The sequence below is a fragment of the Pyxidicoccus xibeiensis genome (genome assembly GCF_024198175.1).
Classification (GTDB): Bacteria; Myxococcota; Myxococcia; order Myxococcales; family Myxococcaceae; genus Myxococcus; species Myxococcus xibeiensis.
Genome location: NZ_JAJVKV010000013.1, coordinates 97,295 through 111,964 on the forward strand (window position 1 = coordinate 97,295; position 14,670 = coordinate 111,964).

Annotated in this window: 14 protein-coding genes; 7 read left to right on the forward strand and 7 right to left on the reverse strand. The window is 70.6% G+C overall.

The features are described from left to right. Window positions 1-11: 11 nt before the first annotated feature. Together LXT23_RS38550 and LXT23_RS38555 are read right to left on the reverse strand one after the other, a co-directional pair. Window positions 12-1,178, reverse strand: coding sequence for a serine hydrolase domain-containing protein (locus tag LXT23_RS38550; RefSeq protein ID WP_253985440.1), 1,167 nt, complete (start codon window positions 1,176-1,178; stop codon window positions 12-14). 82 nt (window positions 1,179-1,260) lie between these two features. Next, the gene (locus LXT23_RS38555) at window positions 1,261-1,593 is read right to left on the reverse strand and encodes a MazG nucleotide pyrophosphohydrolase domain-containing protein (protein WP_253985441.1); all 333 of its coding nucleotides are present in this window, start codon (window positions 1,591-1,593) and stop codon (window positions 1,261-1,263) included. 138 nt (window positions 1,594-1,731) lie between these two features. Here LXT23_RS38555 and LXT23_RS38560 point away from each other — a divergent pair, with 138 nt between their 5' ends. Further along, a complete protein-coding gene (locus tag LXT23_RS38560; protein WP_253985442.1) occupies window positions 1,732-2,616 on the forward strand; it encodes an alpha/beta fold hydrolase in 885 nt (294 codons plus the stop codon). A 33-nt stretch (window positions 2,617-2,649) separates the two neighbouring features. On the opposite strand, the gene LXT23_RS38565 is transcribed toward LXT23_RS38560, so the two are convergent. Continuing rightward, window positions 2,650-3,915, reverse strand: a complete 1,266-nt coding sequence (locus tag LXT23_RS38565) for a hypothetical protein (RefSeq protein WP_253985443.1) — start codon at window positions 3,913-3,915, stop codon at window positions 2,650-2,652. A 1-nt stretch (window position 3,916) separates the two neighbouring features. Next, window positions 3,917-6,589, reverse strand: coding sequence for a TonB-dependent receptor domain-containing protein (locus tag LXT23_RS38570; RefSeq protein WP_253985444.1), 2,673 nt, complete (start codon window positions 6,587-6,589; stop codon window positions 3,917-3,919). A gap of 150 nt (window positions 6,590-6,739) precedes the next feature. Here LXT23_RS38570 and LXT23_RS38575 point away from each other — a divergent pair, with 150 nt between their 5' ends. Genes LXT23_RS38575 through LXT23_RS38585 form a run of 3 tightly spaced genes read left to right on the forward strand, consistent with a single transcriptional unit; the run spans window position 6,740 to window position 9,527 of the window. Beyond that, entirely contained in the window at window positions 6,740-7,231 is a 492-nt protein-coding gene (locus LXT23_RS38575; protein WP_253985445.1) for an RNA polymerase sigma factor, read from the forward strand. Continuing rightward, window positions 7,228-7,926 (forward strand): hypothetical protein, encoded by a 699-nt coding sequence (locus tag LXT23_RS38580; RefSeq protein ID WP_253985446.1) that lies wholly within the window; start codon window positions 7,228-7,230, stop codon window positions 7,924-7,926. Before LXT23_RS38575 ends, LXT23_RS38580 begins: the two co-directional genes overlap by 4 nt. Further along, window positions 7,923-9,527, forward strand: coding sequence for a caspase family protein (locus LXT23_RS38585; protein ID WP_253985447.1), 1,605 nt, complete (start codon window positions 7,923-7,925; stop codon window positions 9,525-9,527). The genes LXT23_RS38580 and LXT23_RS38585 overlap by 4 nt, the downstream gene beginning before the upstream one ends. Window positions 9,528-9,534: 7 nt before the next feature. Here LXT23_RS38585 and LXT23_RS38590 read toward each other — a convergent pair whose 3' ends face one another. Next, complete coding sequence (locus tag LXT23_RS38590) at window positions 9,535-10,839, reverse strand: dipeptidase (protein WP_253985448.1); 1,305 nt, start codon at window positions 10,837-10,839, stop codon at window positions 9,535-9,537. Between the two features lie 226 nt (window positions 10,840-11,065). On the opposite strand from LXT23_RS38590, the gene LXT23_RS38595 reads away from it, so the two are divergent. Beyond that, window positions 11,066-11,389, forward strand: a complete 324-nt coding sequence (locus LXT23_RS38595; RefSeq protein WP_253985449.1) for a hypothetical protein — start codon at window positions 11,066-11,068, stop codon at window positions 11,387-11,389. A 56-nt stretch (window positions 11,390-11,445) separates the two neighbouring features. On the opposite strand, the gene LXT23_RS38600 is transcribed toward LXT23_RS38595, so the two are convergent. Then, complete coding sequence (locus LXT23_RS38600; protein WP_253985450.1) at window positions 11,446-11,589, reverse strand: hypothetical protein; 144 nt, start codon at window positions 11,587-11,589, stop codon at window positions 11,446-11,448. Window positions 11,590-11,898: 309 nt separating this feature from the next. On the opposite strand from LXT23_RS38600, the gene LXT23_RS38605 reads away from it, so the two are divergent. Continuing rightward, complete coding sequence (locus LXT23_RS38605) at window positions 11,899-12,657, forward strand: 2OG-Fe(II) oxygenase (RefSeq protein ID WP_253985451.1); 759 nt, start codon at window positions 11,899-11,901, stop codon at window positions 12,655-12,657. A gap of 147 nt (window positions 12,658-12,804) precedes the next feature. Continuing rightward, window positions 12,805-13,086 (forward strand): hypothetical protein, encoded by a 282-nt coding sequence (locus tag LXT23_RS38610; RefSeq protein WP_253985452.1) that lies wholly within the window; start codon window positions 12,805-12,807, stop codon window positions 13,084-13,086. A 66-nt stretch (window positions 13,087-13,152) separates the two neighbouring features. Here LXT23_RS38610 and LXT23_RS38615 read toward each other — a convergent pair whose 3' ends face one another. After that, window positions 13,153-14,643 carry a hypothetical protein gene (locus LXT23_RS38615; RefSeq protein WP_253985453.1) on the reverse strand — a complete coding sequence of 497 codons (1,491 nt, stop codon included), beginning with the start codon at window positions 14,641-14,643 and terminating at the stop codon, window positions 13,153-13,155. Window positions 14,644-14,670: the final 27 nt, after the last annotated feature.

Here is a 14,670-nt window from a genome sequence, read left to right on the forward strand (position 1 = left end):
CACCGGGCACGTCAGTGCGTCATCGCCGAGAGCACCAGGTCCGACAGGCGGCTGAGGCGCTCGATGTGGTGGCTGTCCTCCATGAGCCCGGTGGACAGGAACGAGAACGTCAGCTCGCGCTCGGGGTCCACCCAGAAGCAGGTGGAGCCCGCGCCCCAGCCACCGAACGTATTCGGGCTGGCGAGGTTTCCGATGGGGCCGGGCGTGAGGCCCTCACCCCGCACGAAGAAGCCCAGGCCGATGGACGCGGGCCACGGCGCCCAGCCGCGCATGCCCATCGAGTACGACATGATGTTGTTGGGCAGCTGGCCCGTCCAGTTGCGCGCGGCCAGCTTCAGCGTGGCGGGGGACAGGAGCCGGTAGCCGTCGAGCTCGCCACGGCCCTGCAGCATCGCCGTGAAGCGCGCCAGGTCGGCAATCGTCGTCGTGTAGCCGCCCGCGGGAATCTCCGCGCCTTCCACCTGCACGAGCGCGCCGAGGCCCTCCATCTCCTCGGGGGTGAAGAGGCCGGGCTCCTTGTAGCGCACGGCGATGGGCGCCAGGCGGGCGCGCAGGTCGGGACGGACGCCCAGGCTGGTGTCGCGCATCCCCAGCGGCTGGAAGACCTCCGCGTCGAGCAGCTGCGTGAGGCTCCGCTTGCCCCCGTCCACCTTGAGCAGCATGGCCGCCATGATGGAGTGGCCCAGGATGATGGAGTAGTTGACGCGCTCTCCCGGCAGGGATTCGGGCAGCGAGCCCGCGGCGAAGGCGGCCATCTTCTCCACGCTCGTGAGGACCTCGACGGGGAGCGCGGGCACCGCGGACATGATGCCGCTGGTGTGGGTGAGCAGGTGCCACAGGGTGATGCCGCCCTTGCCGCGCACGCCGAAGCCCGGCAGCACGTCCTGCACGGGCGTGTGCAGGCCCAGCAGGCCGCGCTCGACGAAGCTGAGGACGAGCGCGTTCATGAACTGCTTGCCGATGGACATGGAGATGAAGACGGTGTCCTCCGTCAGGGGCTTCTGGGCCGCGCGGTTCGCGAAGCCCTCCACCGCCTGCAGCACCGTCCGCCCGCGCCGGCCTACATGGAGCGCCGCGCCGTCGTAGCGCTCCGCGTGGATGTCCTTGCGAAGCGCTTCCACTACCCGCTGCAGGCGGGCCGGGTCGAAGCCGGCCTCCCGCGATTCGATTGCTTTCATGCGCCTTCCTCCGTGTCTGTGTTCCGGCCCCTGGGAAAGCGTCCCATGCCAGCGACAGGAATTCGAGCGCGATGAGCAGGTTTCAGGTCCAGGTGCGCTGCTGGTTGCGCGCGTTCTTCTCCCGGAAGGCCTGCTCCAGGTCCACGCCGACGCGGTTGGCAATGGCCAGCAGGTAGTTGAAGACGTCCACCAGCTCCTCGCCGACCTGGGCGCGGGCCTGCTCCGTGGGAGTGCCACGCCCTTCGTCATAAATTTTCTCGTGGCGACGTACGGCTTTGAAGACCTCTCCCACCTCCTCTCCCATGAGGAAGCAGTTGTGGACGAGGTCCAGCTTGAGCCAGCCGTGGAGGGCCTCGAGCTCGTGGATGTAGCGTTGGTAGTCCTTCATGGACGCGCCTTCGGGGAGGGAGATCATGCGCCAGTCCTCAGGCACGGCGGGGGGGAAGTCAACCTCCAGGGGATAGAGCTGCCCATCCCCGGTACGATGGCGGGTCGGTATCGTGGCGGGCAATGTCGCGGCGCTTCATCCCCCGTGCACCGAAAGGCATCGCCCATGGACACCCAGAGCCGTCCTCCTCCCGCGCAGGCCGGGAAGCTCAATGGCAGCTACCTCACCACCCGGGATGGCACGCAGCTCTACTTCAAGGACTGGGGCCCGAAGGACGGCCAGCCCATCGTCTTCTCACATGGCTGGCCCCTGAGTGCTGACGCCTGGGAAGACCAGATGCTGTTCCTGTCGGAGCGGGGCTATCGCACCATCGCGCATGATCGCCGCGGTCATGGGCGCTCGTCGCAGCCGTGGGACGGTCACGAGATGAACACCTACGCTGATGACCTGGCCCAGCTGACCGCCGCCCTCGACCTGAAGAAGGCCGTCCATGTCGGGCATTCGACGGGTGGCGGCGAAGTCGCCCGCTACATCGGTCGGCACGGCACCGCGCGCGTCGCCAAGGCGGTGCTCATCGGCGCCGTGCCGCCCATCATGGTGAAGACGGACTGGCACCCGAACGGGCTGCCCATGAACGTCTTCGACGGCATCCGCGCCGGGGTGCTCAACGACCGCTCCACCTTCTTCAGGGAGCTGAGCGTGGCGTTCTACGGCTTCAACCGTCCGGGCGTGAAGGTCTCGGAGGGCCTGCGCGAGAGCTTCTGGATGCAGGGCATGATGGGCGGGCTGAAGGCCGAGTACGACTGCATCAAGGCCTTCTCGGAGACGGACTTCCGTGACGACCTCGCCCGGTTCGACGTGCCGACCCTGGTGATGCATGGCGAAGACGACCAGATCGTCCCGGTCGACGCCGCGGCGAAGCTCACCATCAATCTGGTGAAGGGCGCGAAGCTGAAGCTCTATCCGGGCTTCAGCCACGGCCTGTGCTCCATCAACAAGGACGTCATCAACAAGGACCTGCTGACCTTCATCGAGGGCCGGGCTGCATAGGGCCGCCGGTAGCCCCCCTGTACCTCCCGGCCTTCATTCGAAGAGGGACAGCTCCGCGAGCGAGCTCACGGCCACCACCGACGTGCCCTGCCAGCGGGGCACCAGCCGGACGTACCGCACCGGACCGGGGGCGCTCAGGGGGAGGTCGAGGAAGTAGTGAGGCTCCCTCGGGAAGGGTGGGTCCCAGGGGCTGTCCGCATCGCTGAGACTCCGGAAGGCACGGTTGCTCCCCGTCTGCCCGGCCTCCGTGGTGAGGGTCCGACGAGCGAGCTCGGTCCACTGCTCCCCGTCCTCGCTGCCCTCGACGACCAGCTCATGCCCGGGCGTCTCCAGGCCCCGGAGGACCACACGCGAGATGCGCGCGGGGGCGTCGAGGCGGACGCCGATGCGCAGCGGCTCGGAGGACACCTCCCGGGGCCACAGCTCGGAAGGCCTGCTGCCACGGAGCACGCCATCCGTGAAGGGGCACGGCGCGTCGAGCGCCGGATGACACCCGGCCCCCCGGCTCAGGGGACGCAGCGTGCCCGCGGGGAGGGCGAGCCGCTCGCTGCGCCACTCGAGGCGGAAGCGGAGCCATGCCTCGGGGCTCGTCAGCGGGGCGCGGTTCCAGCTGCCCGCGCTCACCACCCGCACCTGGGCCTCCGTGGGGCCGTAGTCCTCGACGAGCCATGGCGACAGCGTCTTCGGGGAGGAGACTGCGTCCTCCTGCCAGACCAGGCCTTCCCGTCCATGGACCTGGAGCCTCGGCAGGGGAATGAGGAGGTCCTCCGCGTCGTCCGTCTCGGCCACCGTGCCGGGGGGGAGTTCCGGCGGGGGCGGCGGAGGGGCGAAGGTCAGCACCGGCCCGGTGGGCGCCTCGCTCCAGGCCAGGCTCGCCTCCCAGCTGCGCATCACCGGGAGCTCGGAATCTCCTCCGCCGTTCACGAGGGTGAACGAAATGAACGCGGCCCGGTTGTTCTCCATGGGAGTCGCGACCCGGAAGCGCTCACGGAACGTGGGCCGCAGCCGGGTGTCCTCTCCCTCCATTGGCGACAGGATGTCCCCCGCGAGGATCTCCAGCGCGAAGGCTCCGTTGTCGTGGGTCGTCGTCGTTCCATAGCGCGTGAAGTCGAGCTCATCGAAGCGGGCCGGCGGCGGGCGGGGACGGCCGCCTTCCAGCGGCAGCTCCGTCTGCGCGAAGGGCGAGCCGTCCCCCCGGAGGGCCAGGCCGTAGATGAAGAGGGAGGAGTCGGGAAAGGGCTCGCAGCTCGCGGTGAGGAGGCTCGCCACGAGGAGCGTGGAGCGGAGGGCAGGGCGCATGTCAGTAGGTTCCTTTCAGCCCCAGCATGGGGAGGACGACGGGGAAGCCCTGCTCCTTGCGGCGAAGGGTGGCGGAGGTGTCCGCGGCGCTCCGCTCGGAGGTGTATTCGTAGAAGAGGACTTCCTGCTGGAGGGAGGCGTTCAGCAGGTCGAGGGAGAGCTCGAGCATGAGGTCATCCAGGGCCCAGGCCTTGGAGGCGCGCAGGTCCACGCGCCAGAACGCGGGCATGCGTGAGGCGGCGTCCCGGTCCTGACGCACCCAGCGGGGATTGCCCGCGCTGTCCTCCCCGGGGCGCATGGGCTGGGGAGTCAGCTCGCCGGTCTCCGGGCGGCCCGTGTTGAAGTGCAGCACGGCCCCCACGGTGTAGCCCCGGCCGAGCTTGCGGCTGATGGCCGCGTTGAAGACATGCTCCTGCTCGAAGGCGAAGGGCACGCGGGTCACCTCGATGCCCACGTGCTGATTCCGGTCGTCGTAGCGGTGGACGGGCAGCCGCCGGCGGCTCTGGAGGAAGCTGTAGGACGCCCAGCCGAACCAGTCGTTCCCGAGCGGGTGACGGGCCATCAGCTCGAAGCCATACGCCTCGCCGCTGGCGGCCGGGTCGTCTGCGCCGAGGCCTCCCCGGCGCCGGTTCTCCAGGACCTGCCGGAGGTCGAGCTCCACCGTGCGGTGCAGGGGATTGTAGAAGACGTCCGCGCTCAGCTCCCACTGCTCATGGGGCTTCCACTCGGCGCCCACGTCGAGCTGCATTCCCTCCTGCAGGCCGTAGCGAAGGCCTGACGCGTCCATCACGGGAAGGTGCAGGAGCACGGTGGGCGCCTGGTGGAAGAGGCCCGCGCCGCCCTTCAGCACGAGCGACTGCGTGAGGGCGTGGCGCACCGTCAGCCGGGGCTCCAGCGTCGTGTGCGTCACCTCCTGGAGCAGCTGGTAGGCATCCGCGCGCAGCCCGGGGACGACCATCCAGCGAGGAGTGGGTTGCCACCGCAGCTCGGCGTAGGCGCCGCTCAGGCGCGCGTTCGACGTGGGGCGGGTGAGGGGGTCGTCATCGGAGAAGTACCGGGAGCCGGCGGGGGCTCCCGTGCCGGTGGCCACCACCGTGGCCCGTCGGTGCTCCACGTCTCCGCCCGCGGTGAGCTGGAGCGTCTGGCCCAGGGCCCGTGTCCAGCGGAAGCGTCCCGCGAGGCTCTGCTCCCGCAGCGTGTACTCCCCGAGCACGACGCGCGGAGGGCCCCGCTCGGAGGTGAGGCTCAGCGTGTCGACGCCCGCCGTGACGCCCAGCTCCAGCTCACCGCCCGCGAGCGGGTGCGTGCCGCGCAGGTCCACCCGGTGGAAGCGGGTGACGATGCCCGCGCCGTTCGAGGCACCCAGGGGTGTGCCATCCGGGAGCTGGCCCGGCTCCTCGGGTGCGCGCTCCGCCAGGACATCGGAGCTGCCGAGCGCCAGCAGGCGCAGGCGCCCCCGGCCCACCGGCTGCTCGACGCGGGCCTGGTAGTCCCAGAACTCCGCCTCGATGCTGCTGGAGCCCGCGGAGGAGAGGGCGTCAGTCACCAGGGACGCCAGCAGCCCCGTGTAGCTCATCCGGCCGGCCACGCTGACGTGGGTGCCCGTGGCGTGGATGGGCGCCTCCAGGAAGACGCCGCTGTTGATGAAGTCCAGGGAGGCCGTGGCGTGGAGCCGGTCCTCGCGCGGGCGCGAGACGCGGCCCTCGACGGCGCCACCGAGCAGGCGCCCGTACTGGACGGGCGGCGTGCCGGGAAAGAAGTCGAGGGTGTCGATGAACTCCGGCTGCACGACGGCCGGGCCGAGCAGCAGGTGGTAGAGCATCGGGACGCGGACCCCGTCGATGAAGAAGCCCGTGGCCGCCGGCTGACCTCCCCGCACGACGGGGTAGCCGAGGCCGGAAGCCAGGCTGCCCACGCCCGGCATCAGCATGACGACGCGGAAGGGGTCGCCCTGCGTCCCGGGCACCTCCCGGAGCTCCTGCTCATGCAGGCTGATGCGGGTGACCTCGGTGCGAGGTCGCTCGTCCCTCACCACCGTCTCGTAGGGCTTCAGCTGGAGGGGCTCCAGGCGGTAGATGACCTCGAGCTGCTGTCCCGCGGTGAGGGTCTCCTCGAACGTGGCGGGTCTGTAGCCGGGGGCGCGCACCTCCAGGGTGTGGGTGCCTTCGGGCAGCTGGAGCAGGAAGTGGCCCTCCTCATCGGGATGCACGGGAGCCGCTTGTCCCGAGACGAGGATGGCGGCGTCCGCCAGGGGCCGGCGCGTGCCCCTGGCTCGCACGCTGCCGTACACCTTGGCCACGCGGGGCGCTCCGGCCCGGCCCTGGAAGAGGTAGACGAACGGCATGCGCACCGGCTGGGGGCGGCCCTCCAGTGTGGCGGGGGCGAAGCGCAGTCCCCGCGCGGCTTCGACGGCTGCCTCCGTGAAGCGAGGATGCTCGCTCGCGGTCACCGCCACCTCGGCCACCGCGCCCTGCTCGTCCACGAGCAGCTCGAGGGTGACGGTGCCCGTCGTGTCCTCGAGCCCGGCGGGGTGGAGCGCCGGGGAGTCCGCGACGAGGGTGGGGGGAACGAGCTCGGACACGCCTCCGTCCTCCTGTGCCAGGACGGGGTGGGACGCGAACAGACAGCACAGCGCGAGGCTCCACCCGGCGAGGTGAAACGGCAGTCGAGACATGAAACGCTCCGGTCAGGTCGGCAGGAAGAACGGTTCCGGTCCGCCCAACCGGCCAGCGGGCCTCCCGAAAAAACGCCTCGCGATTTCCTGTCCGGTTTTCTGCCCCCCGTTCGTTTACCCCCGAGAATCCCTCCGGAGCTTCCCCCCGCATTGGCCACCGACCTCCAGAGCGCCTACCAGCGCTACTTCCCGCTCATCCGGGAGAAGTGTCGCCGGATGCTGGGAGACTCCGACGAGGCGCAGGACGTCGCGCAGGAGACCTTCATCCGCTTGTGGAGGTCGGGGCTCCAGACGAGTGACCCGCGCCAGGCAACCGCGTGGATCTACCGGACCAGCACCAACCTCGCCGTGGACAGGCTCCGCCAGCGTCGGAGCGCGCCCCCACGGGCCGGAGCGGGGCTGGCGGAGGCGCTCCCAGCCGGGAGCAGCGCGGAGGCCACGCTGCAGCGGCAGCAGGAGCTGGCGGCGTATGCCCGGCACCTTCCCGCGGATGCCCTGGAGGCGGCCTTGATGAGCCGGCTGGATGGCCTGACGCAGCAGGAGGTCGCCGAGGTGCTCCAGGTCTCCGAGCGCACCGTCCGCCGGCTCCTCCAGAAGCTCGATGCCCAGGTGGAACACCTGAGGAGGACGCTCGGAACATGACCGCTCCCTCGCAACACCCTTCCTTCCTCGAGCTGGACCGCGCGGCGCTCGGTGTCCGGAGCGCGTCGCTCGAACAACACCTGAAGACGTGTGTGGAGTGCGGCGTCTACCTGGGCCGGGTGACCCAGGCCGAGCCCCTTCCCACCTGGGCACGGGCGCTCGGAACGGACACCCCTGTGCGTGAGCCGTCGGGCTGGAGGCGCTGGACCTGGCCCGTGCTGGCCACCGCCGCGCTGGCCTGCGGGGTGCTCGTGTTCGTGCTCGTCCCGGGCCCACCCACGGGGGAGGCGCCGGGCTACGTCGCCTCCAAGGACGCCCCCGCCGTGGCGGTCCACATCAAGCGCGGGGAGCAGGTCTTCCTCTGGGATGGCCGGGCCCCCATCGCGCCGGAAGACCGCCTCCGGCTGAGCGTGGCCTCCGGGGAGCACCGCTACGTCACCGTCGCCGCGCGGTCGTCCGACGGGGGCGAGGAGTGGAGTCTGCTCTTCGCGGGCCCGCTCTCCTCCGACGAGCCGGAGACGGTGTTGCCGGAGAGCTGGCGGGTGGATGCCGCTCCCGGGGAGGAGCGCCTGCGCATCATCTTCAGCGTGGAGCCGCTGCCCGGGGCCCGGGCCGTCGAGCTCTTCTCCGAGGCGCCCAGGACTGAGAAGCTCTGGACCACCGAGGTCCGCCTCCCCAAGACTCCCGCTCCATGACTGGCCTCGCACGCACCTGCCTGCTCGTCCTGCTCTCGTGGCTGGGTGTCGCCACGGCCCGGGCAGGGGAGGTGCGTGCCGTCCCGCCTGCCTCGAAGCGGGTGGCGGTCGTGGTGGGCTCCAACTCGGCGGTGCTGGGCCGGGCCGCCCTGCGCTATGCGCACGACGATGCCCGGCGCGTGGCGGAGGTCCTCGTCCAGGTGGGCGAGTTCCAGCCCGGCGATGTCGAGCTGCTGCTGGACCCCTCGCCCGGGAAGGTCCTGGCGGCGCTCGACCAGCAGCTGGAGCGCCTGCGCGCGACGCCCGGGCAGACGCTGCTGCTGTTCTTCTACTCGGGCCATGCGGACCAGCAGGCCCTGTATCCCCAGGGGGCACCGCTCGAGCTCGCCGCGCTGAAGCAGCGCATCGAGAGCCCCGATGCCACGGTGCGGCTGGGCATCATCGACGCGTGCCGGGGCGGTGGGTGGACTCAAGCGAAGGGACTCCATGCGGAGGCGCCGTTCGCGCTCGAGGTGCCCCTCAACGTGCAGAGCACGGGCTCGGTGCTCATCGCCTCCAGCTCCGGGCTGGAGAATGCGCACGAGACGGAGGCCCTGGAGGGCTCGTTCTTCACCCACCACCTCGTGGCGGGGCTGCGGGGCGCGGCCGACATCGCCGGAGACGGTGAGGTGTCGCTCGTCGAGGCCTTCACCTATGCGAAGCAGCTCACCATCCGCGACACGGCGGTGTTCGCGGACCGGCTGCAGCACCCCAGCTTCGACATGAACCTGAGGGGGCGGGACGACCTGGCCCTCACCCGCGTGGAGACGGGCGGCAGCATCGTCATGCTGCGCCAGCGGCGGGGCCCGCTGCAGGTCGTGCTCACCTCCACGGGCCGGAGCGTCCTGGAGGTGCCCGAGGGGGAGCGGCAGGTGAAGGTGGCCCTGCGCCCGGGGCGCTACCTGCTGGTCCGCAAGGACCCGGACAGCCCGGCCGTGCGCGAGTTCAACGTCCAGGCCGAGCAGTCGCTCCTCCTCGACGAGGCGCACCTGGTGCCGGCGAGCTTCGCGTCCATCGCGTCCAAGGGGGCTGGTGTCTCCCCGGCCTGGGCGCTGGAGACGCCGCACCGGCTGGTGACGGTGAGGCCGCTGTCGCTCGCGCTCGAGGTGCTGCTCCAGGTGGAGTACACGCAGGCGCTCTCGCCTTCCTGGGCGCTCTCGCTGGAGCCCGTGGTGTGGAGCGAGCGCGGCGTGCTGAGCATCCTGGTGACGGGGCTCGATGTGGGGGCCCGCTACCACCTCATGCGGAATGCCCCCGAGGGACTCTTCGTCGGAGCGAAGCTGGGCTTCAGTGTGCTGGACATCGAGGCGGGCGACACCCGCTCCAGTGACGTGGCGGAGACGTTCCTCACGCTGCATCCAGGACTGGAGGCGGGCTACACGCTGCTCTTCTGGCAGCGGCTCGCCGTGTCGCTGGGGGTGGGCGCGGAGTACACCGCCGCGACGTCCCGGGACATGCAGCGGTTCTTGGATGCGCGCGGGCTCGAGATTCCGTCCTTCATGCCCCGGCCGAAGCTGGGGCTCTCCGCGAACTACCGCGTCGCCGTCGGCGTCGCCTTCTGAGCCGGCGCTACTTGATGGCGCCGGCCACGGGCTTCTCCGGCTCGGCGGGAGGGTCCTCCGCGAGGCGCTCCTTCTGCAGGCGCTTCGACGTGGCCTCCGCCTGGCGCATGGCGCGCAGCAGGTTCTTCCCGGCCACCTTGCGCACGTCCTCGTCCGAGTAGCCGCGGCGCAGCAGCTCCGCGAGCAGGGCAGGGTAGGTCTCCACGCCCTCGAGGCCCTGGATGGTGGTGCCGATGCCGTCGAAGTCCGAGCCGAGTCCCACTGCGTCGATGCCGGCGACCTTGCGCACGTGGTCGATGTGGTCCGCCACCTGGGCCAGCGTCGCGCGGGGGGCGGGGTTCGCCTTCTTCCACGCCTCGAAGGCGGCCTTGCCCGCCTCGGGGTTGCCCGGGTTCAGTGCCTTGAAGCGCTCGGCGGCGGCGCTCTCCTCGGCGTAGTGCTTGCGGACCTCATCGGAGATGAAGCCGGGGACGAAGGTCACCATGACGAGGCCGCCATTCTTCGGCAGCCGCCGCAGCACGTCGTCGGGGACATTGCGCGGGTGCGGGTCCAGGGCGAAGGCCGAGGAGTGGGAGAAGATGACGGGCGCCTGGGTGACGTCCAGCACCGCGTTCATCGCGCGGGCGGAGACGTGGGAGAGGTCCACCAGCATGCCCAGGCGGTTCATCTCGCGCACCACGGCGCGGCCCTGCTCGGTGAGGGGCGTGGGCATGGGCGCGTCGGTGGCGGACTCGGCCCAGGGCACGTTCTTGGAGTGGGTGAGGGTGAGGTAGCGGGCGCCGGCGCGGTGGAGCTGGCGGAGCACCCCGAGCGAGCCGGCGATGGAGTGGCCGCCCTCCATGCCGATGAGCGAGGCGACCCGGCCCGCGCGGTGGGCGCGCTCCACGTCGTCCGCCGTCAGTGCGAGCTCGAGCTGCTTGGGGTAGCGCTCCACGAGCCGGTGCACCACGTCGATCTGCTCGAGGGTGGCCTGGAGTGCGGCGCCGCTGTCGAGGTCCGCCGGGACGTAGACGCTCCAGAAGACGCCGCCCACGCCGCCCTCGCGCAGGCGGGGCAGGTCGGTGTGCAGCGGCGGGTCGAGCTTGCGGCCGTCCCGGGCGAGGTCGAGCGCGCCGAGCCGGTTGCCCACGCGCTCGCGGAACTGCCAGGGCAGGTCGTTGTGGCCATCGATGAGGGGCACCTCGCGCAGCAGCTTGCGGGCGCGCTCCAGGCGAGCGGCGTCCTCGCGGGCAGGCTGGGCGTGGGCCAGCACCGGGGCGAGTCCGAGCGCGGTGCACAGGGAGAGGGACAGGGCGGAGCGCAGGAGGAACATGGGGCCGTCCGGAAGGCGAGGGGCCCCGAGTGTAGCCGGTAGCGCGCGGACGGGTGGTACGGACTGGCGCTTCACCTGGCCGACCCTGCCTGGTGCTCACTCGACCTTGACGAGTTGCTCCGAACCCTCTTGCCCGACGAGCAGGCCCGAATAGCATTAGCGGTCTTTCCCTGCGCCGAGCTCGGCACCGTTGCCGCAGCCCCAGCGCCCAAGACAGGAACAACGCGTGACCTTCAGACCGTGGTGCTGGCTCCTGGCGCTCTCCCTCGTTGCGTGCACCGGGACGGAGTCCGAAGACGGCGAAGGGCCCGACGGGCCCGGGGCGAAGTGCACCACGGAGCTGCGGCCGAACTTCGACGGTGAAGGCTGCTGCGGCGAGCCAGTGGGCGAGCCGCTCTGCTCCACCGGAACCATTGTGTTCTGTGAGGTGCGTGACGCCCGCTCCGAGCCCATCAGCTGCTACTACAAGCACAACAACACGAAGCTGCGCTGCTCGAGCTGCCAGAACACCAACGACTGCGTGGCCGCCGCGGAGCGGGCCTGCGGGTAGTGAGTTCGCCCCTGCGGCGGCTCCAGGACAGGTCCCGGAGCCGCCCGGCTTCGAGGTCAACGCACGGTGAAGCGCGTCGCGCAGCCGTTCCACCAGTACCAGTACTTCCAGGTGGCGTTGGCGACGCCCGCAGCCGAGCAGGTGGCGGGGCTGCCGCGTGCCAGGGCCGTCGCTGCGGGCGCGGGCCGCTCGCTCATCATTGATGAGCAATTCGGTAACGAGTGGGCGTGGGGCAGGCTGGAGAAGGCCGCCAAGCCGGGTCCGCCAGGGGGCGAGCCTGGAGGTCGGGAACCTGCGGCGCATCGCGGAGGCCCTCCGACAGCGCATCGACGGTGGGCACGAGCAGGAAGGGTTCAACAGCGTCGTGCATGCCCTCGGCGGCCCGCGCTGAGCACGGGGGGGCGCGTGGGGGCAGTACCCGGGGTGCCAGCTCCCACGCCTCCGAGGCGCACCGGCTGTTCTGCTTGTGGCATCATCGGCGCTCGGCAACCCCAGGCGGAAGAGGTCCGGTGAGCGTCGCAACCCTCGAAGATGGCCCGCTGCTGGGGCCGAGCTTCTTCCTCTCGCGTACGGCGCTCCGCTCCCTCGCGGTGGCCCAGCGTGACGCCTACGGCGCCGCACGGCCCCATCCCCACATCGTCATCGACGGGTTCCTGGGTGAGCGGCTGGCGTCCGGCCTCGCCGAGGTCTTCCCGGGCCCCTCCGACGCGCACTGGAAGCGCAGAGACCACCAGGAGCAGGCAGCGCGCCTGGGACAGCTTCAGCGCAAGGCGTTCGAAGGCGTGCACGGCGCGCTCCGGCACCTGCTCGCGGAACTCTCGGGCATGTCGTTCCTCGACTTCCTGGAGACGCTCACCGGCGTCCAGGGGCTCATTCCGGACCCGCACTTCCGGGGCGCCGGGCTGCACCTCACGCTCCGCGGGGGCCACCTGGCGCTCCACGCGGACTTCAATCGCGACCGCTTCCGTGCGCTCTCGCGAAGGCTCACCGTCCTCTACTACCTGAACCCCGGCTGGGAGCCCGCGTGGGGCGGGGACCTCGAGCTGTGGAATGCCGACCTCTCCCGGTGCGAGGCCCGAATCGCTCCGCTCCTCGACCGGCTGGTGGTGATGGCGCACGGCGACGACCACTGGCATGGCCATCCCGCCGCGCTGGCGTGTCCCGAGGGCCGGGGACGCGCCGCGGTTGCCGCCTACTTCTATACGGCGGAGGCGTCCCCGGACGCGCCGGAGGCCCACAGCGCCATCTGGGTCGCGCCGCGTTCCTGAGACCATCAGCGCAACGTGAGGGACGTAGCCCGCGCTTCCCTCACTCCGTGTCCTGATGAGAACGCGCTGCTGGAGTGGGAATACGATTGACTCTCAAGACCCGCTATCCTCGCGCTGCCGTACATCCACTGAAATCAAGGAGTGCACATGCGAGCGGCAATGTGGGGCGGACTGCTGGTGGCCGGGCTGATGGCGGGCTGTGGTGGGGCCAACGTCGACGAGGAGGGGCCCTCCGAGCTCGAGACGCGGAGTGAAGCGATTCCCTGTCGCGACATCACCGGCCGGGACTACGTCATCACGTACTACTCGGATGCGTCGAAGCAGACCAAGGTGGGCGAGCTTCAGTGCGGCTGCAGCACGCCGGAGCGGGTCCTGACCGGGACCCAGACGAGCTACTACCAGAAGGTCTACGGCTGTATCGCGATGTAGTCCTCACGCGAGCGAGCAGCCTCCCGCGCCCAGGCCGCTGCGCCTGGGCGGCGGGGACCGGGCCACCTACGGCCCGCGGAGGACCGTCACTCCCTGGTCGGTGACGACCACCAGCATGCTCGGCGTCACGGTGGGCTCGTAGACGAGCTGCACGACGCGTCGTCCGGCCACCTCACGCACCTGATTCAGCGTCGTGCCGTCCGCCTCCAGCCGCCAGAGGCCCGCGTCTGCCGTGCCGATGTAGAGCGCACCGTCGTCCGTGGCCTTGAGCGCGAGGACGCCATTCGTCGGCAGCCCGGCGAGCTTCGACCAGTTTCCCGCCGAGCGGGACTTGGGCGTCACGGCCCAGACGCCGTACTCCTTGCTCCCCAGGTAGTAGCGACCCGAGGCGACCTGCTCGAAGGCGCGCCAGTAGTCATCCGAGGCCTGCCCGTTGAGCACCTCGTTGAAGCTCTTGAAGATCCAGGGCGTGGGCCCGTCCCAGGTGTTCTCACGGTCCCACTCCTCGAGCTTCCCGCTCGGCACGAGCACGCCGACCATCTGCTCGTTGGCGACGAGGACGTTGCCGTTCGGTGCGATGCCCAGCCCATGCATGTAGGGACATTGCAGCGAGCCCCACTCCGAGCCGTTCTCGTAGAGGTACCAGCCCGGGTGACGGTGGCTGTTGTAGACGAGCCCCTGGATGCGCGTCACGCCGTGGTTCGTGGTGATGTAGAGGTCGCCGCGATACGGGCCGCGCGTCACGCGCGCGCAGTTCAGGACGGAGCGGTCCTCCTCGTAGTGGAAGTCGTTCGTGTTGTGGATGCCAATCTGCTTGTCCTTGTTCGACGACTTGACGGTGCGCCACAGGTGCTCCTCGAGCACGACGCTCCCATCCGGCTGGACGCGGACCGCATCGAGGTCTCCCTTCTGGTACTCGGCGTAGCGCTCGGGCGTGTAGTACGGCTCGCCCGGCCCGGGGATGTACGTGCGCTGCTCGATTCCCGGCGCGCGCTTCATCTCATTGGCGCTGTAGCCCACGTACGCGCGCCCGGCCTCGCCACCGCAGATGACCGTGGAGCCGGTCGCGAGCGAGTCCCCGCCGAACGGCTGGCGCGCCTGACCGACGCCCGTGGTCCACGTCGGAGCCTTGTCGCCAGGACGCAGCACGCCGATGCGGCGGCCGTCCAGGAGCCAGAGGTTCAGCCCCTCATCGATGCCCACGCTCTGCGGGGTGCCGGCGCCGAACGCCCGCGTGTAGTCGAGCACCGGGTCCACCGGCCACGGCCCTGCATTGGGAGGCGTGCCGGCGTCGGACGGCGTGCCGGCGTCGGGTTGCGTCCCCGCATCGGCCGGCTCGCCAGCATCGGGCAGGGTCCCCGCATCTTCCCCCTGTGGGAGCGTGCCGGCATCCTCGGAGGAACCGGGTGGGGGCTCCGAGGGAACTTCATTTCCCTCGGGCGCCTCGGGCAGCGGCTCCTCCCGCGGGTCGACTGTCGGGCTCTTGCCACCGCAACCCACTGACAACAATGAGATGACCGCGAGTCCCGCCACCACTGCACCTGCGCGTATGCCCATCCATCCCTCCGTCCGGCGGAGGCTCCT